Source organism: Planktosalinus sp., assembly GCF_059864935.1.
This window is the reverse complement of sequence record NZ_JCBCCK010000375.1, coordinates 1-22,441: the sequence shown is the minus strand read 5'-3', so window position 1 is coordinate 22,441 and position 22,441 is coordinate 1. Positions and strand designations below refer to the sequence as shown.

The window sequence follows — 22,441 nt, the reverse complement described above, 5'->3', positions numbered from 1 at the left end:
CTGGCAGGATTTTTTGCTGAAAATGGCGTGAACTGCATCAAGTTCAATTTTTCACATAATGGAAGTACTCCTGAACATCCCGAAGAACTGACAGATATGGAAGCCTTTGGAAACAACAATTTCACCATAGAATTGGATGATCTAGATACTGTTTTAAACTGGATAGACACCCAAAATGATTTTTCCGATTTAAGTTCTTCAAATTCATTAACCGTTATGGGACACAGCCGTGGAAGTGGAACTGCCATTATCAAAGCCTCTGAATACTCAAGAATTGATAAAGTGATTTCATTTGCCGGTGTTTCAAATTTCAGCGCAAGATTTATTGACGAAAAAACATACAATAACTGGAAAAGTGAAGGTGTAATCTATGTTGAAAACAGCCGGACCAAACAAAAACTGCCGCTTTACTACCAAATTGCCGAAGATATTTACAAGAATTCTGAACGCTTAAATATTGAACGTGCCGCTAAATCCTTAAACAAACCACACCTCATCATTCACGGTACTGAAGATGCTGCAGTTCCACTCGACGAAGCAAAAGCCCTTCACAACTGGAGTAAAAAAAGTGAATTAAAAATAATTGAAGGAGCAGACCATGTCTTTAATGTTAAGCACCCCTGGAATGAAAAATCGCTGCCAGACAGTTATGTAGAAATTTTAAGTGACTGCTTGAGTTTTATCAAAGGGTAATTCTGATTACTTCCGATTGTCAATAAAAGTCAATGGCTTTCTGCTTGCCGGAAGAAGTACCATTTTTTCAAGTATCTCATAATCTACTAATTCCATTTTTGGTGTAACTCGAAGTTTTGCCCTGAAATGATCTTTAATTTCGTCTAAAAACTCATCTGTGGTAATGGGAGATGCAATTTTGATTAATATCTCATCAGTGCCAACTTCATTGGTAGAAATTTCAATTTGATGCAACTGAATTTCCTCAAAATAAGACATCAGGTCGTGCATGGCCGGCGGGTATAGTGTTGTGCCCTTGTATTTTATCATTTGCTGTTTCCTGCCCAAAACCGGACCCAACCTTAGCGTATTTCTGCCACAACTGCAAGGCTCATGATGTGCCCGTACAATATCTCCGGTTTTAAAACGCAAAAGAGGCATTGCTTCAATACCCAGCGTAGTAATAACAAGCTCCCCCATTTCCCCGTTTTGAACGGGTAGATTGTTATCGTCTAAAATTTCTGTTATAATTAACTCGGGATGAAGGTGACCGCCTTGCATTGCTTCACATTCGGTAAAAGCGGTGCACATTTCGGTAGAGGCATATGTAGAATACAATTCTATATTCCACTTTTCGGTAATTTTTTTGGTTAGTTGGTTGGGAATGAAATCCTGTTCCCTTAAAGTTTCGCCTATACAAACCACACCCTTAACGCCCGATGCATTGTAATCGATATTGTTTTTTTCGGCAAATTCAATCATTTTCAAGAGAAACGAGGGAACAGCTATCAGATATTTGGGCTGGTAGGTTAAAATGGAGTCCCATTGTAATTCAGGGATTCCGGCTCCAACCCGAACCGCCGCAGCGCCTATTTTTCGTAAACCAAGAAAATAGGCCAATCCCGCCATAAACCTCCGGTCTAAAGTGGTCATCAGTTGCACCACATCGCCTTTCTGAATTCCTGCACAAGCTAAAGAAACGGCTTCGTTATAAGTGAGTCGCTCCAGGTCTTTTTCGGTTAAACCAAATGTAACCGGTTTTCCTAATGTTCCGGAAGTAGTCACATAATCAATGATTTTTGATTTCGGAACACAAAAAAAATCATCATTGTGTTCCTGCAAATCGGTTTTTGTGGTTACCGGAAGCTTAGCCAAATCTTTTACAGTTTTAATAGCATTGATGTCAAACTTATTTTTCTTAAAAAGTGTTTTGTAATAAGGCGAAAACTCATTGAGATAAGTAAGTTGTTGAACCAGCTTTTGATTTTGAAAAGCCTGTATTTCTTCTACTGAAGCAGTTTCTATTTTAGGAATTAAATTCATCAAAGCTTTCGGTTTATGGTTGTCAATTCTTTTTCAATATTTCTGCGGTCAACCAGTGTTGTAATTTCTTTGGCAAGTGCCTTTTCATACTGTGTTTTGGCTGCTGCATACCATTTGTTTTGCAAATAGTATTTTCCGGTTTTGTAATAAGGCACCCAATAGTCGGGATTTAATTTTTGATACTCCAAAATAAATTGCGTGCTCAACCTTTCGTTGTTGTTGATTGCCTGATCCATTTTTCTGTCTAAAACCCTGAATTTTTCATAGTTTTTAAACGCCCGACTATTCATAAATTCATCCTGAGGGATATTTTTGTTTTCTGATGCTAAAGTAACAGAAACCTGTTTGTTTTGGTTAAATATTTCATTCAAATCATAAGCAACAAAAGTTCCTAACTGGTATGGTGGAGCTGAAACCCAAACCAAACGCTCTTCAGGTTTAAAAATAATGCCATGATGTGCCAACAATTGGTTGAGTGCTTTTTCGTTGCCATAGCCAATGCTTTTATTGTTGTGCCCTTTTCTGTTTCTGAGTATTTCTGCCATTTTTTGGGGATTCAGTTTGTCGTTTTCTTCCAGCAACTCCTCTACGCGTTCAAACCTGTATTGGGAATGACTTTCTTCAATGTGTTTCAGGTTTCGCTTGTCATCTTTGTAAGCATCACTTTGAAAATGATTGGAACAAATCAAACTGCCGGAATTTTGAACCTCATAAACTCCAAAGTTTTCCGGTGACATTTCAATGAGAACTGCCCTTCGGTCAACTGCACTACCCACCATAATAGCTTCTGAAACAAATACTTCTCTTTGTTTTGCTATGGCTATGGCTTCATCGATGTTTTTGGCATACTGTAAAATTTCACGGGCAACAATCGAAACCGGAGTTTTGGCTACCATTGGAATTTCAGATTTCCCGGCATTCATGGTTACAGTAAGTCCTTCTAGATTCATCCCTGAAACCACACCAATCATCCCCGGCCAGGTAACTGACATAAAAGGGTGTCCTTTATCTGGGGTGACAAATGCAACAATTTTATTTTTGGCAAAATCATCACCTGCATAAAAATCAAAGTTTCGCCCAATAAGCAGCCTTCCATCCTCAGATTGATCATGCCAAACAGCTAAAGAAGTGCACCCCACCAATGCTAAATCCTGAAGTGCATGGCCAATATCATGGGCTGCATGCAGATAAAGCAATCGCAAGTATTGAGGTGCAATAAAGTTGAATTGGCCTGAGGCAAAATGTGAAACGCCGTAAATTTCAGTTTTATATTCTTCAGGAACGTGGAGGTGAAGTTTTCGGTTGTACCACCTTAGGAACCCACGTAACAGGTTTTGTTTAAATTTTGATGGAACAATCTCTTCTACTTTTGCAAAAAAAACAGCTTCCTGATAGTGAAGCAAATCCTTGGTTAATGCACCATTGATTAATCCTAGTTGTAATGGGTCTCCGGAAATTTTCAGCTCCCAAAGTCCATATTGGTTTTTTGATAAGAAATTTGACTTATAGGAAATTAATGTGTCTGTAATTACCTCAACAACAGGAATTTCTTGATTGTAACCTTCTACAATGGGTTGGTTATTTACAGACTTTGATGTTCCACAAGAAATTAAAAAGATAATTGCGATTAAAAAGGATGCTATTTTAATCGAAAACTTCATGATTGCAATTCAAGTTCTTTATTGATTTTTTCTATCAAATACTCTTTACCCAATATTTCTGAACAGGTCACCACTGCACCAATTGTTACTCCCAAAATACCGTGCATATTGATGCTCTGACCTGTTAGGTAGAGGTTTTCCAGCTTTGTTTTGGGTGAAATAAATGTTTTCATTGGGTTGTTCGAATCTTTTACATAACCGTAAAGATTGCCTTTATATCCGCCAATATAGTCCCTGTATGAAAGTGGTGTTGAAGTATGAACAGACTGGATGCAGTCTCTTATGCCGGGGAATTTTTTTTCAATTTCTTTTAGAAAGACTTCAGTTTTTTTCTTTTTAAATTGCTCATAAGCTGTTCCTCTTTCTTCAATTTCAGAAACGGTGTTGTGAGTGTGTTCCCATTGTTTTACCTCATCAAAGTGCATATAAGAGATGGCTGTTAAGCTCTCTGCCCATTTTTGGTTTTCCTTAGAAATATTCATTGAAACCATATAGGCTTCCGGCCAGGTTTCCTGAGTATATTCATGGGCATGCCAGACTCTTGAACTGTCTTTAAAGTGGTAATAATTATGGTTTAAATAGGGGAAAGATTCCGGGTTAAAAACCAAGTATAAACTAAAAGCTGATGGCAAGGCTTCAAGGCTCTGAATCCTGTTGAAATACGCTTTTCTAAAATGTTTCTCACCCACCATTTTTAGTGTGGTTTTAGGCTCAATGTTAGATATAAAAGTATCTGCCTCTATTCGGTTTCCCTTTTTTGTAATTACTGCATTTACTTTATTGTTTTCTGTTTCAAAATTTACAACCTCCTGATAATTATAGACCTCGCCACGATACTTTTTTAATTGCCTGATAAGTTGTTTTGTAATCTGGCTGCCACCATTTATGCAACGCCAGGCACTTTGAATGTATGAATTGACCGAAAGAGAATGCACATACAAAGGTGTTTTTTCGGGGATACCAACATACAATGTATTTGAACCCGCAAGTACGGCTTTCAGCTTTTCATTATTAGTCACGCTGTCAATGTATTCTTTGGCATTGAGAGATAAAATCTTGTCTTGATAACCTGCGCCACTTCTCAGGTTATAAAATGGAAAGGAATCGCAGGTATAGCTTAATTTTTCACAATACTTTTTCAGGTTATCTTCTTCATCGGGAAAATATTTGACCAATTGCTTGACAAAATTTTCATAGCCTTGAGCGTGAGGATAAATGTTTTCGTCATCATCAAATGTGATACAATCAAAGCCGTCTTCATTTAACTTTTTTAAACGAAGTTGATCCATAATTTCCAGATAAGAAAAATACTTATACAGGTTTTGACCTTTTTCAAGACCTCCTATGTAATGCACCCCGGTATCAAAAATTGTTTTGTCTCTTACAAAGGTTTGCAGGTTGCCACCATATTGACGGTTTTTCTCCAACACACAAACTTTCTTGCCCTCCTTGGCAAGTATAAATGCAGAAACCAAACCGCCAAGACCACTTCCTATAATTACAAAATCATATTTTTTATTCACTGTTTATTTTCTTGAATACCAAAAAGTCTTTTTCGTATTCTAAATTAAAAGACTCTGACAATTTATTTTTCAACGTAAAGTTATGTATTAATATAACAACATTGGCCTGTAACAACAACTTGTTTAAAAGGGCTTCATCAACTTCAACCCCTGAAATCATCAAAGTTTGCCATTCATTTTCTGAAAGTTCAGGGTCTTCAATATAATTAATTGTCCTTTTTTTCACAAGATACCCCGACCGGGCAATCCTTCTTTTTACAGCATCAATTATGAAACTGTCTATTTTTCGTTTGGGTTCTTGTAGTGCTATCAGTGCGTCCCATTGACCATAGTCGTTGTTGATGTGTAAAATGCGTTCATTTACAGCTAAATGATTGTTGAGATTATGGTATGCTGTTTTGTGTTTTCTCAAACTTTTCTGAACCTCATCAACAACCATTTTGTCTTTGTATAAATAGTTGAGCTGAATTTTATTGATGAAGTAATTTTCGTCTTCAATTTCAGTCCTTATTTCAGAAAATTCCTTTTTGAAATACTTGCTTATGGATTTTGTTCGCAATTTAAAATTACTACCAAAACTCATATCGCTATGTGAGATGCGTTCACCAATAATCACTGTTATACTTCCGTCATAAATGATGTGGTCATCCTTAGGGCATACTTCCGAATTTCCGTGAATATACACCGGTAATACATCCATTTTAAATTCTTCAGCCAGAAAAAATGCCCCTTTGTGAAAACGCCTCAAAACATTATCAGGAGAACGGGTGGCTTCCGGGAAAATCATCAGGGAGTAACCCTCTTTAACTTTTTCGCGTAAGTGGGAAACCCCACTTTCCAAACCTTTTGACACCGGATAAAATCCCGCTAACCGCGCAGCACCACCAATTATGGATGAATTATACACCCAGTCATTGACCAGAAAAATAATTTTTGGATGCAACTGCCCAATAGTAATGGAATCTAAAAACGAGCTGTGGTTTGAAATAATTATTGCGGGCTTTTCAAAAGTTTCATTGTGTGAGTTGATGATTTTTTTTCTTACAAACGGGTTAGTATATAAAACTGACATTAAATATTTTGACAGTAATTTCCTAAACCACATTACTTTGGTTTCTTTTTTTGTCGGGACTAAAAGCATATAAACAGGCCCCAAAACGGTTATCAACAGCCCCCCCAATCCATAGTAGAAAAATGAAAAAGAAGAAAATAGAAATATGCGCAATGAAATTGGGGATTTTCCTTTTTTTACCCTATTCTCAAAGAAGAACTGAAACAACAAGGGGTAAAACACAAATGTAACCACAAGTGCTGAAAACACACCTACAATAGAGGCTACCGAGATAGACTTTAATGCCGGGTGTTTCGCAAAAATCAATACCCCAATAGCAAGTGTTGTGGTTAAAACAGCTAATAAAATTGACGCCCTGTAAGTGCTGATGGCAACTTTATAGCCCGTGTACCTTTTTTGCAGGGCACTGGTCATAAAAATACTGAAATCTACCCCTATACCAAAAACAAGTGTGCAAACAATTAAGCTGAAAATATTTAACTGGATTTGCAGTAACACAAGGACACCTACCGTTACAATGGCTGTCAACACTATTGGAATGGCACTTACAAGCACCAACTCAATGCGCCTGAAGAATAGCCACAACAACAATAAAATAACAATTAAAGAATAATTGATTAAATCGCCAAAATCGTCTTTAAGTTGTCCTAAAAAGGTTTCATTGATTTCCTGACGGTCAATCAGCAAGACATTTTCAGTATTCTGAAAAACGTCCATCAACTCTTCTCGTTTTGACTCTTCAATTTTTACCAAAGTGGAAATCGTATAAAACCCATCATTTTCTGATACAAATTCATCTACAGGGAACGTTGATATTCTTTTAAAATCGCTTAAGGTTTTTACTTTGAACTTGTTTTCAAGGTGTGTATAAAAACGGGCATGGGTTTCGGGTTTAAAGCCGAAGTTTTTTCCTTCTTCAATAAGTGCTTGTTGAAGGTTTTCTTTTTTTTCAGTATTCCAGAATGTTTCCCAGGTTTCTATCAGTTGGTTTTGCTTTGCTTCAGAAAAAAGCACATTCCCAATGGAGCTAAACCTGATAATTTCTTTTTTTTCTTCGGCCAATTTCAGATGTTCATACACCACTTCATTTTTTTGCAAGGCTTCTTCAGCAGTGTTGCCATAAGCAATGATGTAAATCGATTTGGATGTTAAATGGGTGATGCTTTCCAGTTTTTTTTCGGCATTTTTTAAATCTTTTGAAACATAATTAAGTGCTGAAATATCATTGTTAAACTGCAATTTGTGGAAAACAAAAAGTCCGGCAACTACCATAACAGCCATAATTGTAACCAATACTTTGTGTTTGTGAAATTTTACCGTGGCCAATCTGTCAAAAAAGTGATGTTTTTCAGCTTTTTCTTTCCCTTTTGGCCTGTACAAATGTGGAATCAAAATCAAAGCAAAAAAGGCAGAAGCAATCACACTGATTGCCGCAAAAACCCCCAAATCTTTCAAAACATCAGACTCTACAAAAAGTAGGCACAAAAAAGCCGCAGCAGTTGTTGCGCTGCTCATTACTACAGGTTTGGTGATGTTTTCAAACAACGCCTTGACATTGTTGTTATGCTTAAAGTGCGTCAGGATATGCAGGGAATAATCGAGAGTTACCCCCAGCAAAATAGCTCCCACACTAATTGAAATGGCAGAAACTGTTCCCAGCAAAAAGTATACACAGGCCAGGGCCGTTAAAGCGCCAAAAATCGTGGGCACAAAAACAATCAACGGGATGAATATATTGCGGTAGTAAAAAATGAGCAGTAACATCAAGGCGCTTAAAGACAAGGTTATTGTTGTTAAAATATCACTTTTAATTTGTGAAGCATTGGCAACGGCAATCAGGTTTGCTCCAAAAAAATCAATACTGGCTTTTCCGGAAAATTCGCTATTTAATTGAGATTTAATGTCATTTAATTTCTCTGCAAAAACCGTGTTTTCTTTGGTTTCACTTCCCGAAAGTCCCGGTATTAAAAACAACAGGATTTTAGAGCGGTCACGGGTGGTTAAGTATCCGTTTTCAAATTCAAGGTTTTCATCCACATTCAGGTGTTGAAGTTTTTGAAGTCCGAGGAATGAAATGCCCAAAGGGTCTTTTAAAATCATATCACGGGATACCATTCCGGTGGGAGAAACCAATGTTCTGAAGTTGTTTTCGGTAATCTTTTTTAAGCTGTCTGATTTAAATTTTGAAGTAATTACCTCATAATCTTTGGGTGTGAGAAATAGCGGTAAGTTTTCATAAACAAAATCCAGTGTTTGTTGAAAATCTTCCATTTCCAGGCGACCTTGCACTTTTTCAATATAATCGTCTAGTGTGGCAATACTATCCAAAAATGTTGTCGCCATTTGAGTCAGATCATCAAAACTGCCTTGTGGTTCGCTTTGGATTATCACCGCGATTTTATCAGAAAAGTCAAGCTGTTGCAGCACTTTTGCAGTGATATTGGTTTGGTCGTTTTTGGGGAGTACCCGCGAGATGTCTTCTTCAAAATTAATTTGAAAAGCAAAAAACAAACTTCCGGCCAACACCAGTACAGCCGATAAAATTGCTGTCCATTTTCGGAGTTGAATGGTTTGATAAATTTTGTAGAAAAAGTGATGCATGTTTATGCCGGCGATTTATCTTTTTTCGCTTTAAGCGAAAGTAATAAATAACTTCCAACCCCAAAAAGAATTGCTGAGGCAGTTGCTAAAATGAAACTGCCTAAAACATATTGAAACAAGCTGGCTTCTATGGCTTCAAAAGGCGATGATTTTATCCCTTCAAGTGTGACTTTTCCGGGAATGAAAAGGGCTCCTGTTTTTAACGAAAGAAATATGATTACCGGAATCATAGGAGGAATGCTGATGTTTGAAAAAGCAAAAGACAGCACTTTATTAAGCCTTAAAATTACTGCCAAAAAAATCACCAATGCCGTTTGAAACCCCCAAAACGGACTTATGCCGATAAACACTCCCAACGCAATGGAAGAAGACTTCTTCATTGAAGATCCTGAACTTTCAAGCAGGTCTTCTTTAATAAACCGACGGATGCTTTTTTTCTGAAAATTCCTGAAAAAATCACGGGGTTTGATATATAACAGCATGATTAAAACCAAAACTGTATTCAACACGCTTATGCGGAAAAAATCCTTGTATGGCCTGAAATGACTCACTCGGTCTTGTAAATCATAATGCACTTTAATGGGAATATTTTTTACGGGAATGCCCTTCCAGGCTGAACGAACAATGATCTCAATTTCAAATTCAAATCGTGTGGTGAAGTATTTTTTGGGAATGGCTTTCAGCGGATATGCCCTGTATCCGGATTGTGTATCACTAAGCCGAATTCCTGTTTCAAACCAAAACCAAAAATTGGAAAAACGGTTTCCAAAACTGCTCCTTTTTGGAACACCTTCCTGTTTCATGTTCCGGCTTCCTATGAGAAGAACCGGGTGATTTTCACGATGTAAAGCTTCCATAAAAACAGGAATATCATCAGCAAAGTGTTGCCCGTCAGAATCTATGGTGATGGCATAATCAAATCCAAACTCACGAGATTTTTGAAAACCCAGTTTTAATGCCTGTCCTTTTCCTTTGTTTTTGGGATACTCAATTAAAACAATGTGTGGGTGTTTTTTTAAAATGCTTGCAGTATTGTCTGTCGCCCCGTCATTGATAACAATTACAACTTCAACTTGCAACAATACCTCATCAATAACTTTAGCAAGAGTGTTTTGATTGTTGTATGTGGGAATAAGGACACAAACCTTGAGTGGCTTTTGGGTTTTAAAAAGGCTTGTGGTTTCTGGCATAAGACAAAAGGAAAATCTGACACAAATTTACTGAATTTATCAGTTTAAAATTTGCTCTTTTTCCTCTTTGGTGAAAAACCCAGAATTGGAAACATAGTCCCTGATACATTTTTTAACAGCGGTGGATTGCTCGCTGTAGTTTTGCATAATCAGGTTTTTGTCTTCATCCATATTGGTTTTGTATTTGACAATGCGCGGACTGTTTTCCTGAACACTTAACCTGATTAACCTGATTTCTATGTTGTTGGGTTCTGCTTTAACTACAGCTTCAATATAATCTACAGCTTCAATAAAAAACTCTTTTTTCTCTTTTACATTTTGACCGTATTTAGCTTTAAGTGCCAGTGCGGCACCATAATACGCTTTATGTGTAGGTGTGGCCATATCTGTTTCAGCCATCATAGCGTTAAATTCTATGGCAGATTCTTCGGTTTTGGCTCCTGAAAAATAGGCTTCGCGAATGCTGTCCAAACCTGAAACAGGCGCAAAAAGGAAAATGGTCAATATGTAAAATACAAATTTCAATCTATTGTTTTATGTAGGTGTTTGATAGTTTTAGGGCTATGGTATCATCAAAATATGTGGTGTTTTTCACTTTAATTTCGCCAACTTCGTTACTGTTGATTGAAAGTTCAAGGCGCAAATCGGGGTTCACCTCGGGATTTATTAAAGCCATAAACTTTACGTTGGAGGCGGCTTTAAGCATCAACTTCTCGTCAAGGATTTCTTCACACAATTCCTTGATGATTTGCATCATACACACTCCCGGTGTGACCGGATTTCCGGGAAAATGCCCCTTAAACACATCGTGGTCTTTGTTCAAGAATACCAACGCATTATAGTTGCTTTCACCTTTGCTTTCTATACCGTTAACTTTATAAAAATCTTTTAATAGCATCAATTTGAGTTTGAGTTTTGTATGTCAAAGGTATATGAAAGTCCCACTTGAAATAAGAAATTTGTGTTATAATTTCCCACAAAAGGCGAATTTGAACTTTGATAGTAAGAATCAAAAACATCAACGATTCCTTTTTTAATTCTACCTTCAAGAGATAGATTGTTGGTTAGGTTATATCCCAAACCAGCTGTAAAAGCCAAATCTACTTCAGAATTTGAATATATATTTCTGCCGGTTTGTATATCGATTAAAGGACCCAGATGAAAATTTACACGGTCATTAAAACTAAATTTATTGATAATCCCAACTGAAACATAAGAAATTGTAATTGTTTCATAGCTCACAGTTGACTGATTGGTATTGTAATTATAATCATGAACTTCAATATCCTTCCCTCCTTGATTTGAATACGTGATTTCGGGTTGTAAGGTATAAAGTCTTCCCAGCTTTAAAGCCCCATATCCGCCAATGTAAAAATCAGTTTTAAAAGAAGACTCTGTTTGGGTAATTTTTGAAAAATTTGCCCCACCCCTCAGGCCGGGACTAAAAGATACTTGAGCTTGACTTGCAATAAAAGTTCCAAGACATAATAAGGCAATAAAGAGGGGTTTTTTCATTTTTAATTTTGGTATGGGGTTAGGTTAATTTTTAAATCCAGGTCGTTGTGTTTGATCGTGATTGAATCAGCAAAAGTATTGTTTTCGGAAGTGAAATTGAAACTTACTTTTACTTTTGAATTTGATATCAATTTTATTTCCTCAATAGTGTTGTTTTCAAAATTTTGACAAACAAACACCTCTTTGTTTTCAAATTTACTTTTAAAAATATCAGAACGTCCATCATTGTAGGTTTCGTACACTTGAAACTCAGGTTTTAATAAAACTTTAAAATCTTCTTCTAATGTTTTCCTAAAAGCTTTTCGGTCCAACTGTTCTATAATGAAGTGAATCTCAAAAGAGTCTTGTGACACTTCCACATCAAGCATTTTAAAACCGAAATCTGTAGTCAACACCACGCGATGAAGATTTTCGCTGGTTTTTTTCACAATAAACAATCCGGTGAACGTGTTGCCATAGGCCTCAATATTGGCGCGATAGATATAGTCCTTCCCTTTATCTGAAAAGTAGTTGTTTTCTATCGCTTCCCGTTTGCTTTCAGTCAAAACAGCCCCCGGCGGAACATATGACTTACAGGAAACAAAAAGAAGTATAAAACTACTTATTTGTAAAAGTGTTCGGCTCAAGGCGAATGTTTGTTTTTTTGTTTTTGAACTTAATCTGTGTAAAATCTCCTGAAGGTTCTATCAGTTTAACTTCCACAACTGTGTGGTCAGTTTTTGAAAAATTGAGTTCCAATTGCGAAATATATTGTTTTATAGAAGTTTTTGGAATTAGAACAGCCGTGTTAAAACGGCTGTTTTTGTAAATTGAAATCTCAAAAGACTCGTCATCAAAAAGGTTTCCGCTAACACTGCCCACTATCAGCTGATTGATTTTTTCAAACGTTTTATTGTTTCCCACATCAATCGTGCTTTTAGCACCATCATTATTGATATGGACTTTATTGTTATTAAAAATAATACTGTAAACATAAGGTTTGGTGTATTTCCAAAGCAGTTTGTCAGGAGTTTGAAACAGCATTTCTCCGGATGTTTCAATGGGCTGTGAAAGAAAACTCATATGTTTCTGCTGAACAAAATCAGTTTTAAGCGTTTCAATGGATTTTGCAGTATTTTCTGCCTGATTTCTGAATTCAAGAGCTTCACGTTCAGTCATTCTTTCGCCTTGAGCAAAAGAAAAAACCGGCATCAACAAAAGAAAAAGTAATCTAATTTTCATAAGCAGGAATGTTTAAAAGTTGATCAACTGTTACCGGTTGATAATTCTCACGATCCAGATGAATCAATAACTGTTCCAAGAGGTTGACCGTTTTTTGGGAAGTGTCGTGCAAAAGTATGATACTTCCGGGTTTAAGACGATTGATAACTCGATTTAAAATGTTTTTTTCAGACTTTATTACCGTATCTAGTGACCTGATGTTCCAGCCAATGGTATAGTGCTTTGTTTTATTGAGTGCCTTTTTGATGTGCAGATTGGTCACCCCAAAAGGAGGTCTGAAAAAAGCCGGCTTTTTACCTGAATGTTTTTTTATTAAAGCATCGGTTTGTTCCAGTTCCTTTTTCACTTTTCCAGAAGAAAAAAACCCAAAAACGTTAGAATGTGAATAGCTGTGGTTGCCCACGGTGTGACCATTCTCAATGATTTTTTTGAAAATTTCCGGATGCTTTTCAATTTGTTTCCCAATACAAAAAAAGGTGGCTTTGGCCTTGTGTTTTTCGAGCAGTTTCAGCACTTGCAGTGTCGCCGGATGCGGACCGTCATCAAAAGTTATAGCGATTTGGTTTTGACTGATTCCGCTGTTATAAGTTTTTACAAAATACCCGGACTGAATGGTTAACGAACCCCAAACCACACTTCCCAGCCAAAAAAGCGAGGCCAAAATTGCCCAGCCAATACTGAGCTCATAAAACAAGGCGCCAATTAATAAACCGGCAAAAGCCAATCCACATACAACTGATATGTTTTTAAAAGTCCACATGCTTCAGTAAAATTAAACTGTGGTCCTTGCCCCGGTACTGATTATATAGCAAAACCGTTTTATAAAGCTCTTTTGTAAGCCCATTCAATTGGATTACTTGAGGAATGTGTTGCTGTTTTAAGACATTAAGCGCAGCCCATATTCCAAAAGTGGATGCTGTGTTAAACTCGCCACTTAAATGTTTGTAATACATTTGTGGTGTTTCTTCAAAAAGGGATGCTGCATTATGGAAATAGTGGTCAAATCCTGAGTCGCCATTGTTTCCTAAAACAATGGCATCTACATCACAGATAGTAAGTTTGTTGCTGTTCAAAAAGTCTGTGATAAAGGTTTTAACTTCATTTTCTGAAAGCACATTCCGTATATGAATATCCTCAAAAACTGCATATGTATTATCAGTTTTTTTGTTTTCCAGAACAAAAAACCCTGCCCCTTCACTCATTACAACTCCTTTTGATTTTGGTTGCAAAACATCAACTGGAGCATTGTTTTTGTTTTTTATCACTTCGATTAGCTCATAAAGCGAAAAAGTGTGTCCAGAAGTTTCATCTACACCCCCGGCAAGTATAGTGCCGGCCTCACCGTTTTCAATTTGCATTTTGGAATCCAGCAAAGCAGATTCCAGAGAAACGGCTCCATTTACATAAGTAAAATTGTAGCCTTTGCACTGCATATTCAAGGCTATTTGTCCGCCAACAGTGTTGTGAGTGGACTGGATAAAAGAGGTGGGCGTTAAGTATTGTTCTTTGTTATCAATAATCGCTTTCAGGAATTTTTCAGAATCCTGAAGACAACCCATGCCCGTACCGGTGATAATTGCATCGGGCATTTGTACACCTGCATCTGCCAATGCAAATTGTGATGCTGCAATGCCCATTTTTACGCCTTTGGCCATTCTTCGTATGACTCCCGGGGAAATAAATGCTTTATAATCAGGATTAACAGCTGAAAGCACGTTGTCTGTAGTGTTGATTTCCACTTCATCAAGAAAACCTCCACCAAAAGTTTTTTGGGCAGAAACACATCCAATGCCATTGATATAACATTTTTCCATCAGCTTTTTGAAAATATTAATGTGGAACAATTTCCGCCAAACCCGAATGAATTGGACAATACATGATTGATTTCCTTTTTCAGCAACTTTGTTTGTGGTAGCAGGTCAAATTCCTGCATAGGTGTTTCAAAATTCATATTGGGAAACACCACATTGTTTTGCAAAGACAAAATACTGTAAACCGCTTCAACAGATGCTGATGCAGCCAGTGTATGGCCCGTAAACGGTTTGGTAGAACTAAACACCGGTACATTTTTGCCAAATATATTTTGAATGGCCCGCCCTTCAGACAAATCGTTGTTGGGTGTTGCTGTGCCATGGGCGTTGATGTAGTCGATATCACTGGTTTTTAGACCTGAAACAGCAAATGCTTTTTGCATCGCAAGCGTGGCTCCTTCCCCGGTTTCAGAAGAAGCTGTTTGGTGAAAAGCGTCGTTGGCATTTCCGTAACCGGTAAGATAAGCCAATACTTTTTTGTTTGATTTTTTTACTTGATTTTCAGATTCAAGCACCAGATATGCAGCTGCTTCACCTAAATTCAGCCCTTTTCGGTTTTGGTCAAATGGAGTATTTACACCATCGGTTAAAATCATCAGGGAGTTGAATCCGTTGATTGTGAAAATAGACAAGGCATCAGCTCCGCCAACAATCACACGTTCCAGTTTTCCGGATTGAATCATCCTGGCTCCCATCATAATGGCATTTGCCGCTGACGAACAAGCCGTGCTAATGGTAGTCACAAACCCTTTGATTCCAAGATAGTCTGCTATTTGATGTGAAGTTTCTCCGGCGTCATGACTTAGGATAAATCTTCTAACGCTTTCATTGTCAAAATATTCATAAAAGTATTTTTCAGTCTTGTCCATTCCGCCCACACTGGTGGAAGAAATAAGCCCCGTGGGCACTTCATTGACATCTTGAACCCCTGCTTCTTTAACAGCTTGGCTTGCTGCAAAAGCGCCCAATAGAGAAGTTCTTGGAAAACGATGATCGGGTGGTAGTCTCAACAATTTTTCAAGCTCGAGATTGCTGAACTTAACTTCGCCAAATTTCAGTGTGTCTTTGTGAATGGTTTCCATGTAATCGGTAGGGGTGATTCCGGTATTTCCGTGAATCAACGCATGGAAGTTTTCCTCCACATTGGTTCCAATGGAAGAAATAATTCCCATTCCGGTGATGGCTACCTTGTTTGACATACTTACTTTTTTCTGTGTTCAGCTATGTAGGCCGCCATAGTGTTGATGGATTGAAAAATAGTTTTGCCCTCTTTGGGGTCTGTAAGTTTTATGCCGTAGTCTTTGTCCATTAGCACAATAAGTTCCAAAGCATCAATAGAGTCTAAACCCAAGCCGTCGCCAAAAAGGGGGTCGTCGTCATTAATGTCGTTTAAATCAATATCTTCAAGGTTTAACGCCTCAATGATTTTTGTTTTCAATATTTCTTTTAATTCGCTCATAACGTATTGTATAATCTGGTTATTTCTTCAGTGTTATGTTTAATTTCGCCTTCTTTATCAACTAAATATAGAAAAGCTTCGTAGCTGTTTTCATCAAAATCCACCCAGCCACAAAGTACTTTTTCGGCGTTTCCTCTTCGCAATAAACTGTTGGTGTAAATTTGTAAATGTTCTGCCTTGAAGTGGTCAAAGATAAAAAAACTATTTTCAGAATAAAGCCTGTGTTTAATACTTATCTCTCCCAAACAAATATTTGGTAATGTGTAAACAAAGATTGCCGGACTAGGGAAGTATTGTTCATTGTTTTCAATTGTGTTTTGGTGTTTTCGGTCCGTGTCCAAACTGGAAGCTTTGTTCGAGAAAACGAGGGCAATATTATTTTCTTCTTTGTTTAAGTTTTCGCTTTTTAGCAGAACATCGGCCGCTAAAAAAGCGAGTTTGCTAAGATTGTCCATTTTGAAAAATTTGGGATAATCCGTATTCAAAAACTTATATGTGTTCTTAATAAATACTGAAAAATCTTTGGAATCATCCCTAAAAGTTGCCTTTCCATTTACCGAAACGGTCTGGTTTTTTATATGAGAATAACTTTTAATGCAGAACTTTTCAGACAAAATTATATTTTTTTTCGCAGACCAACATGGTGTGATATTCGCCTAATTTGATATCTTCCTTCAGTTTCAAACCTGCTTTTTCAATCAATCTTAAAAAAACACTGGCCGGATACATTTTGCTGTTCCCGTTTGCAAGTACCGTAAAATAGAGTGAAGTGGCTTCCAAAATAAATTGCGAAGCCTTAAAAGCCTGTCTGTCAGTAAAGGTTTCAACGATTATCAATTCGGCATAATCATCCATAGATTCTGTGCAAGCACTTAAAATCTTTACTATTTCGTCTTCAGAAAAACAATCCAGAAATTGGCACATCCAGATAAGGTCTGCACCACAGGGAATTTGAGGGTTTTCAGAAAGCCAATCAATAGCGTGGCCAGAGATTCTATCTCTAAAACCGTTACTTTCGGCATTGGCCATAGCCATATTCAACTGGCCAGGCAAATCAACTATTTTCACATTTACATCTTTATTGAAACTGCAACATTTAATGGAAAACTTGCCTGTGTTTCCGCCAACATCAAATAGGGTTTTCGGCTTTCTTTCAAATATTCTTTCTAATGCTTCTCCAAAAATATCATCAGAATAATGATGGTCAAAATCAAACCAGGATTGTTGCTCGGTTGGTTTTAGCTGTGAAAGTCCTTCATAAATGGTTTTCCATTGACCAAGTTCTTTTAGCCCCTCAGGCTTCCCGTTTTTGATGGAATCGTTTAAATGAAAAAGCCCTTTGTAACAAACATCATTTGCAAAATTAAGGTTTACTCTAGCTGTAGTATTGTAGTTTAAAAAATAGCCCACTTTTGTAAGTTCGTATTGGCTTTCTTCATTTTTACACACTATATTAGAGGTTTGCGCTATTTCCAAAAGTACGCCAACGCCATACGGGCTAAGCGATAATTTTTCAGCAATCTCTGTTACTGTGGGGCCACCGGCATCACGTTGATCAAAAATATAATCGAGAATCCCAAGTTTCCGAAGTGACACGGAAGCTTGGAAAACAAAGGGAGCAAAAGCAATCCGGTGGGCTTCTTCCAACGCTTCAATGGCGCTCAATTTTTTTGTTGAATTTGACATTTTTAATTGGTTAGTTGTTTGCCTTTTTTAAAATCACCACGGAGTTGCATCCTCCAAAGCCTGAGGCTGTTTTCAAAAAGATTTGCAAATTTTTCGGTGTATTATTCTTAATGACATTTATTTTTTTTGAAACGCCAAGTTCGGAAAATCCTTTGGAAGAAAAAAGAATATTTTTCTCTATAAAATACATTCCCACAATAGTTTCCAGCAATCCTGAAGCACCTAAAGTGTGCCCAAAAAACCCCTTTAAACTATTTAGAGGAACATTTTCCATTCCCAGTCTGCTAAACGCAATGGCCTCCATTTCGTCATTGAAGGGCGTGGCGGTGCCGTGTGCAGCAATATAGTCTATTTCCGTTACAGTGATATTCGCTTCTTTCAACGCAGCTTTAACGCTTCGGAAAAGTCCTTCGCCCGTGCGCGATGGGCCCGAAATATGGTTGGCATCATTGCAGGTGGCATCGCTCAAAATTTCAACGGCTTCATTTGGAAGATTATCATCTGAGGAAGTAACCAAAGTACTTGCGGCCACTTCACCCAAATTGATTCCAATTCGGTTTTTATCATAGGGTTTACAGGGTTCTGCCGATAACGCTAGAAACGAATTGAATCCGGAAAGAATAAATTTTGTAACTAAATCGCCACTAGTTATAAAAACGTGATCATATTTTCCCCCTAAAATAAATCGCTTTGCCACGGAAATTGCCAAAACCCCTGAAACACAAGCATTTGAAACTACAATCGCTTCGTTTTTGAAACCAAAAAAGTTTTGAATTATTTTTCCCAATTCGCTCAAATACGCGCGACTTTCGGGAAAATTGTTTTTTTTTTCGAGCACGTCTATATTCCCTTTTGTGGTTGAAATCAGCAAGCCCACTCTTTCATTTAATGGAATATTTGAAGTGTCAATTACTTTTTTTAAAGAAAGAATCAGCATTTGCTCCAGTTTCGTAAACTTTGAAGCATCCGCAATTTTATTGAATTCATTCTTTATTTTTTCCGAAGAAATCATCGAAGCGCAGAAAGGTTCGGGCAAAAGTGAAGCATCTTCATATTTTTCAAGCCCTGAAATTCCTTTGGAAATATTTTTGACCACCGTTTCGCTGTCAAAACCCAGACTGCTAAAAATATTGTTATATGAAATGTAGGTCTTAGCCATTTGTTACAGTCCTATTTTCTTCTTCCAATCCGTAAAAAACTTGGGCTTTGTAAGCGAAAGCTCACCTTGTTCGTTTAAAAACACCTGAATGGTTTCACCGGTACAGACCAATTGATTGTTGCCGTTAAAGATTTTATAGTGAAAAATCATTGTAGCAGCCGGGGAGTTGATAAAAGTGGTTTCTATAGTCGCCACTTCACCATACCTCAACGGGAGTTTGTGCTCACATACTGATTTTACAATGGGCGTTGTATAACCATGGTTTTTAATTTCCAAATAAGAAATTCCAAAATGCCTTCCAAAAGCTTCCCTTCCATCCTCAAAATAGGATATATAGTAGCCATGCCAAACAATTCCCAGTGGGTCAGTTTCATTGAAACGCACCCTTATTTTTTCTGTAAACCTTAAGGAATTTGATGCGTTAAACGGCTCTTTGTTTTTTGTCATAACCAATTGCAAATAAAACGGTAATAATAAAAAACAAAAGTAACAAAATAAATTCGGGGAGCAGGTCAGTTAGGGTTCCCTTTCGCAACAGCACATCATAGAAAGCTTCAAGTCCCCAATTCATTGGAGAGGCTACTGCCAGATATTGCATGGCCTGAGGCATAGCAAAAACCGGCACCCAAACCCCTCCCATAGCGGCGAGCACCACTACTGATGTTGCTCCTAAGGGTGCAGATTGTTCGGGAGTTTTTGCAATGGTTCCCAATAATACCCCAAAGCCAATGGCCGCCAAACCTGAAAAAAGTGCCACCAAGGTCATCAAAAATAAGTGCCCGGAAACATTCAGTGCAGGAAGGTCTAAATAGGGAAATAAAAATACGCCCACAGCAACCATCAAATAAAACTGAATCAAACAAATAAAAAGGTAAGTAATCGTTTTTCCGGTGAGAACAACTGCATAAGGAACCGGGTTTGAAATCAAACGCACCATAGTACCCTGCTGTTTTTCCTTTACCAAGTTGATAGAGAGTGGAACCACAATAAAGAAAATCGCAAAAAGTGTCCAGGCAGGCACATTATGCTGAACAGAATTCGGAATAATATTATCCTCACCGGAAGGGATCATTTCGCGAAAAGCAATAAAACTATCTTGTTCAAAATGTGACTCGACATCTTCCCCCAGTTGTTCTTCAAATGCCTTATATATAGATTGCGTTTCAATGGTTGCAATCATTCTTTCAATGGCGTTTTTCACACTGTTTTTAAATGCCTGTTGCGTTGCCGGATCAAAATAGAGTATGATCTCTTTTGTTGCGATTTCCTCTGCCTCATGCACACTTTCGTCATCAAAACCCAGACTGCTTATGATGGCTAGCACGTTTTGATCTACTTTTCTCTTTAAATCACGGCTTAGATTTTCCGGAATAACAATTGCGAGTTGGTACCTTCCTTTAAATACAGCTTCTGCAGCTTCATTTTCAGTGATTGGTTTGTTGTTGATGCGTGTAATCATTTCAAAAGAACCACTTTCTGAAATTTGGGTTTTCACAGTTTCAGAAATTGGCCCATTATCTTTATCTATCAACAAAATGGGAATTGAAGTGTCTGAAACTGAACGAAAAGTACCGTCCTGAATCAAGGTAATGGTAATGATTAAAACCAAAGGCATGACAAACAAGATTACCAACCCGCCGGGGTCCCTCATTTGAAGGAGGACTTCCTTGATTACAGACCTTTTCAGTTTATGTATCATCTCTAAGATCTTTTCCAGTTATGGCTATAAAAACATCTTCCAGGTTATGGGCGCCTTGGGTTTGTGCAATCAATGCTTGTGGTGTGTTGTGAGCATAAATTTTCCCTTGATCAATAATGGCGATTTTTGTACATAAATCCTGGGCTTCCAGTAGGTGATGAGAGGTGTAAACAATGGTCATGCCTTCCTGATTTAATGCCTTTAAATAGTCTATGATGACATTTTTTGATTGAACATCCACACCAACAGTGGGCTCGTCGAGAAACAAAACCTGTGGGTTGTGCAATATTCCTGCGAGCAAGTTTATACGTCGTTTCATTCCGCCGGAGAATGTGGCAATTTTTTTGTTTGCAAATTTTGTAAGGCTGAGTTTTTCAAGGGCATTGTCCACTTTGGTTTTCAACTCATTGGCCGGCAGGCCGCACATACTGCCAAAATACATTAAATTTTCCCTGGCTGTTAATGTGGGATAAAGCGCAATTTCCTGAGGAACAATGCCAATGATATTCTTTATCTCATTACTGTTGCTCTTGTATGTTTGCCCGCAAATGGTAAAGCTGCCCGAAGTGGGTTTTAACAATCCACAAAGCATGGAAATCAAAGTTGTTTTGCCGGCTCCGTTTGGACCTAGAAGTCCGAATATTTCTCCTTCTTCAACAGCAATAGAAAGATCATTTACCGAAAATTCATCGGCGTCTCTGTATTTTTTATACAACCCTGATATTTCAATTGCTGTTTTTGACATGATATGAATCCCTAAACTGATTTTTTTAGTTTTTTAAAAAATGCTTTTTCCAGTTCTGCAAGATTTAAAAGTTCGTCAGCAAGGCTGTTATACACATCGTCAACATTGCTTCTGTTTTTATAAACTCTTGCGGCATTAACGGCAAAATCACGCCATTTGTCGCCAATTAAAGTCATCTCGGCAGAGAGCTCTTTTAGATTGTCATTTTTTAGAATTCCGGCAGCTTCCTGAAGAAAGGCTGCATAAATATACCTGAATCCGCCACCACCTGTGCCAATTTCTTCCTGCATTCTCACAATCTGTCCCAGATAGTGATTGGTTTTTTTAATTCCGTGCTTTTTAGGCCATTTTCTTATTTGTTTTGAAACCCGCTTCATACCGTTTATACCAACCAAAGGAACCGGTGCCAGCATTTGGCTGCACGCCTTTTTAATCCCGTCAATAATGGCTTTTTCAAGTTTAAGTTCATTTGGAATTTTAGTGGGGTAATACATTTGCCCGCGTGGTGCCAGTGCACCTTTTGCAAAACGCACTTTGTTCAGTTCCTTTGGGCTTAGCACTGTTGGGCCCGGCATCACAGGGTCGCTTATGAGGTAGCCTTCTTCGGTTTTACCATAGACCACCAGATTATGGGCATTAAAATGAAAACGGTATTCATCAGGAAAGTAGGACAGGTGATAAACCCCCACCTGCAATCCTGTGGGAATATTGTTTTTTAAATTTTCATCCAGTGCCTGAGCGGCATTTTGTGGTGATCTGAATTTTTTTCGCTTAAGCGAAATCCCCAACTTCTTCACTACGCGCTTAAAAATAAGCCCCGGCATCGGTCTAAAACTCACAACGGGAGCGTGGTTCACTTTTAAGAAAGGCAAATACACAAAGAAAATGCCGGCACCAATACCAAAAATCATAGGCTCACTGATGGAAATGCCCTGATGCTTCAAGAGGTTTGAAGCTACTCCATTTTCACAGTGTGCCGATTGTTGGTGTGCAAATTCTATCTTCATTTTAACCTTTGAAGTTTTTTAAATAATCTATTTCGATGTCAAAAGCATCTGCATATTTGGCAAGGATTTTCTCTGAAAGTTTTCTAAACACCTGGGG

The 22,441-nt window shown here is 37.7% G+C and carries 22 protein-coding genes; 1 reads left to right on the top strand and 21 read right to left on the bottom strand.

Features of this window, described 5'->3' with window-relative positions:
* A partial coding sequence (locus tag AC6F75_RS11805) for an alpha/beta hydrolase-fold protein (RefSeq protein WP_500715218.1) occupies positions 1-693 on the top strand: 693 nt, incomplete at its 5' end.
* A 6-nt stretch (positions 694-699) separates the two neighbouring features.
* Here the strand turns inward: AC6F75_RS11805 and flxY are convergent.
* The 21 genes from flxY to darH all read right to left on the bottom strand — a co-directional run bounded on the left by flxY (position 700) and on the right by darH (position 22,344).
* Entirely contained in the window at positions 700-1,995 is a 1,296-nt protein-coding gene (flxY, locus tag AC6F75_RS11800) for a flexirubin biosynthesis putative acyl-CoA ligase FlxY (RefSeq protein WP_500715217.1), read from the bottom strand.
* Positions 1,995-3,656, bottom strand: a complete 1,662-nt coding sequence (locus AC6F75_RS11795) for a C45 family autoproteolytic acyltransferase/hydrolase (RefSeq protein WP_500715216.1) — start codon at positions 3,654-3,656, stop codon at positions 1,995-1,997. The genes flxY and AC6F75_RS11795 overlap by 1 nt, the downstream gene beginning before the upstream one ends.
* On the bottom strand, positions 3,653-5,179 hold the full coding sequence (locus tag AC6F75_RS11790; RefSeq protein WP_500715215.1) for an NAD(P)-binding protein: 1,527 nt from the start codon (positions 5,177-5,179) through the stop codon (positions 3,653-3,655). Before AC6F75_RS11790 ends, AC6F75_RS11795 begins: the two co-directional genes overlap by 4 nt.
* Positions 5,172-8,852: a 1-acyl-sn-glycerol-3-phosphate acyltransferase gene (locus AC6F75_RS11785; RefSeq protein WP_500715214.1), complete on the bottom strand. Its 3,681-nt coding sequence runs from the start codon at positions 8,850-8,852 to the stop codon at positions 5,172-5,174. Before AC6F75_RS11785 ends, AC6F75_RS11790 begins: the two co-directional genes overlap by 8 nt.
* 2 nt (positions 8,853-8,854) lie before the next feature.
* On the bottom strand, positions 8,855-10,042 hold the full coding sequence (locus tag AC6F75_RS11780) for a DUF2062 domain-containing protein (protein ID WP_500715213.1): 1,188 nt from the start codon (positions 10,040-10,042) through the stop codon (positions 8,855-8,857).
* A gap of 39 nt (positions 10,043-10,081) precedes the next feature.
* Positions 10,082-10,567 (bottom strand): hypothetical protein, encoded by a 486-nt coding sequence (locus tag AC6F75_RS11775; RefSeq protein WP_500715212.1) that lies wholly within the window; start codon positions 10,565-10,567, stop codon positions 10,082-10,084.
* Between the two features lies 1 nt (position 10,568).
* Positions 10,569-10,940, bottom strand: coding sequence for an ApeI family dehydratase (locus AC6F75_RS11770; RefSeq protein WP_500715211.1), 372 nt, complete (start codon positions 10,938-10,940; stop codon positions 10,569-10,571).
* Positions 10,940-11,557, bottom strand: a complete 618-nt coding sequence (locus AC6F75_RS11765; RefSeq protein ID WP_500715210.1) for an outer membrane beta-barrel protein — start codon at positions 11,555-11,557, stop codon at positions 10,940-10,942. Before AC6F75_RS11765 ends, AC6F75_RS11770 begins: the two co-directional genes overlap by 1 nt.
* Before the next feature lie 2 nt (positions 11,558-11,559).
* Complete coding sequence (gene lolB2, locus AC6F75_RS11760) at positions 11,560-12,183, bottom strand: flexirubin biosynthesis protein LolB2 (protein ID WP_500715209.1); 624 nt, start codon at positions 12,181-12,183, stop codon at positions 11,560-11,562.
* Positions 12,155-12,778 (bottom strand): flexirubin biosynthesis/transport protein LolA2, encoded by a 624-nt coding sequence (lolA2, locus tag AC6F75_RS11755; protein ID WP_500715208.1) that lies wholly within the window; start codon positions 12,776-12,778, stop codon positions 12,155-12,157. Before lolA2 ends, lolB2 begins: the two co-directional genes overlap by 29 nt.
* Positions 12,768-13,538, bottom strand: a complete 771-nt coding sequence (locus tag AC6F75_RS11750) for a polysaccharide deacetylase family protein (RefSeq protein ID WP_500715207.1) — start codon at positions 13,536-13,538, stop codon at positions 12,768-12,770. Before AC6F75_RS11750 ends, lolA2 begins: the two co-directional genes overlap by 11 nt.
* Entirely contained in the window at positions 13,525-14,592 is a 1,068-nt protein-coding gene (locus AC6F75_RS11745) for a beta-ketoacyl synthase N-terminal-like domain-containing protein (RefSeq protein ID WP_500715206.1), read from the bottom strand. The genes AC6F75_RS11750 and AC6F75_RS11745 overlap by 14 nt, the downstream gene beginning before the upstream one ends.
* Entirely contained in the window at positions 14,592-15,788 is a 1,197-nt protein-coding gene (locus tag AC6F75_RS11740; protein WP_500715205.1) for a beta-ketoacyl synthase N-terminal-like domain-containing protein, read from the bottom strand. The genes AC6F75_RS11745 and AC6F75_RS11740 overlap by 1 nt, the downstream gene beginning before the upstream one ends.
* Positions 15,789-15,790: 2 nt before the next feature.
* The gene (locus tag AC6F75_RS11735) at positions 15,791-16,048 is read right to left on the bottom strand and encodes a phosphopantetheine-binding protein (protein ID WP_500715204.1); all 258 of its coding nucleotides are present in this window, start codon (positions 16,046-16,048) and stop codon (positions 15,791-15,793) included.
* Positions 16,045-16,503 carry a 3-oxoacyl-ACP synthase gene (locus AC6F75_RS11730; protein WP_500715203.1) on the bottom strand — a complete coding sequence of 153 codons (459 nt, stop codon included), beginning with the start codon at positions 16,501-16,503 and terminating at the stop codon, positions 16,045-16,047. Before AC6F75_RS11730 ends, AC6F75_RS11735 begins: the two co-directional genes overlap by 4 nt.
* A gap of 151 nt (positions 16,504-16,654) precedes the next feature.
* Positions 16,655-17,734, bottom strand: a complete 1,080-nt coding sequence (locus AC6F75_RS11725) for a methyltransferase (protein WP_500715202.1) — start codon at positions 17,732-17,734, stop codon at positions 16,655-16,657.
* A 10-nt stretch (positions 17,735-17,744) separates the two neighbouring features.
* On the bottom strand, positions 17,745-18,893 hold the full coding sequence (locus AC6F75_RS11720; protein ID WP_500715201.1) for a beta-ketoacyl synthase N-terminal-like domain-containing protein: 1,149 nt from the start codon (positions 18,891-18,893) through the stop codon (positions 17,745-17,747).
* Between the two features lie 3 nt (positions 18,894-18,896).
* Positions 18,897-19,340 (bottom strand): YbgC/FadM family acyl-CoA thioesterase, encoded by a 444-nt coding sequence (locus AC6F75_RS11715; RefSeq protein ID WP_500715200.1) that lies wholly within the window; start codon positions 19,338-19,340, stop codon positions 18,897-18,899.
* Entirely contained in the window at positions 19,315-20,592 is a 1,278-nt protein-coding gene (locus AC6F75_RS11710; protein ID WP_500715199.1) for an ABC transporter permease, read from the bottom strand. Before AC6F75_RS11710 ends, AC6F75_RS11715 begins: the two co-directional genes overlap by 26 nt.
* On the bottom strand, positions 20,582-21,337 hold the full coding sequence (locus AC6F75_RS11705) for an ATP-binding cassette domain-containing protein (protein ID WP_500715198.1): 756 nt from the start codon (positions 21,335-21,337) through the stop codon (positions 20,582-20,584). The genes AC6F75_RS11710 and AC6F75_RS11705 overlap by 11 nt, the downstream gene beginning before the upstream one ends.
* Positions 21,338-21,348: 11 nt before the next feature.
* Positions 21,349-22,344, bottom strand: coding sequence for a BtrH-related acyltransferase DarH (gene darH, locus AC6F75_RS11700; protein WP_500715197.1), 996 nt, complete (start codon positions 22,342-22,344; stop codon positions 21,349-21,351).
* Positions 22,345-22,441: the final 97 nt, after the last annotated feature.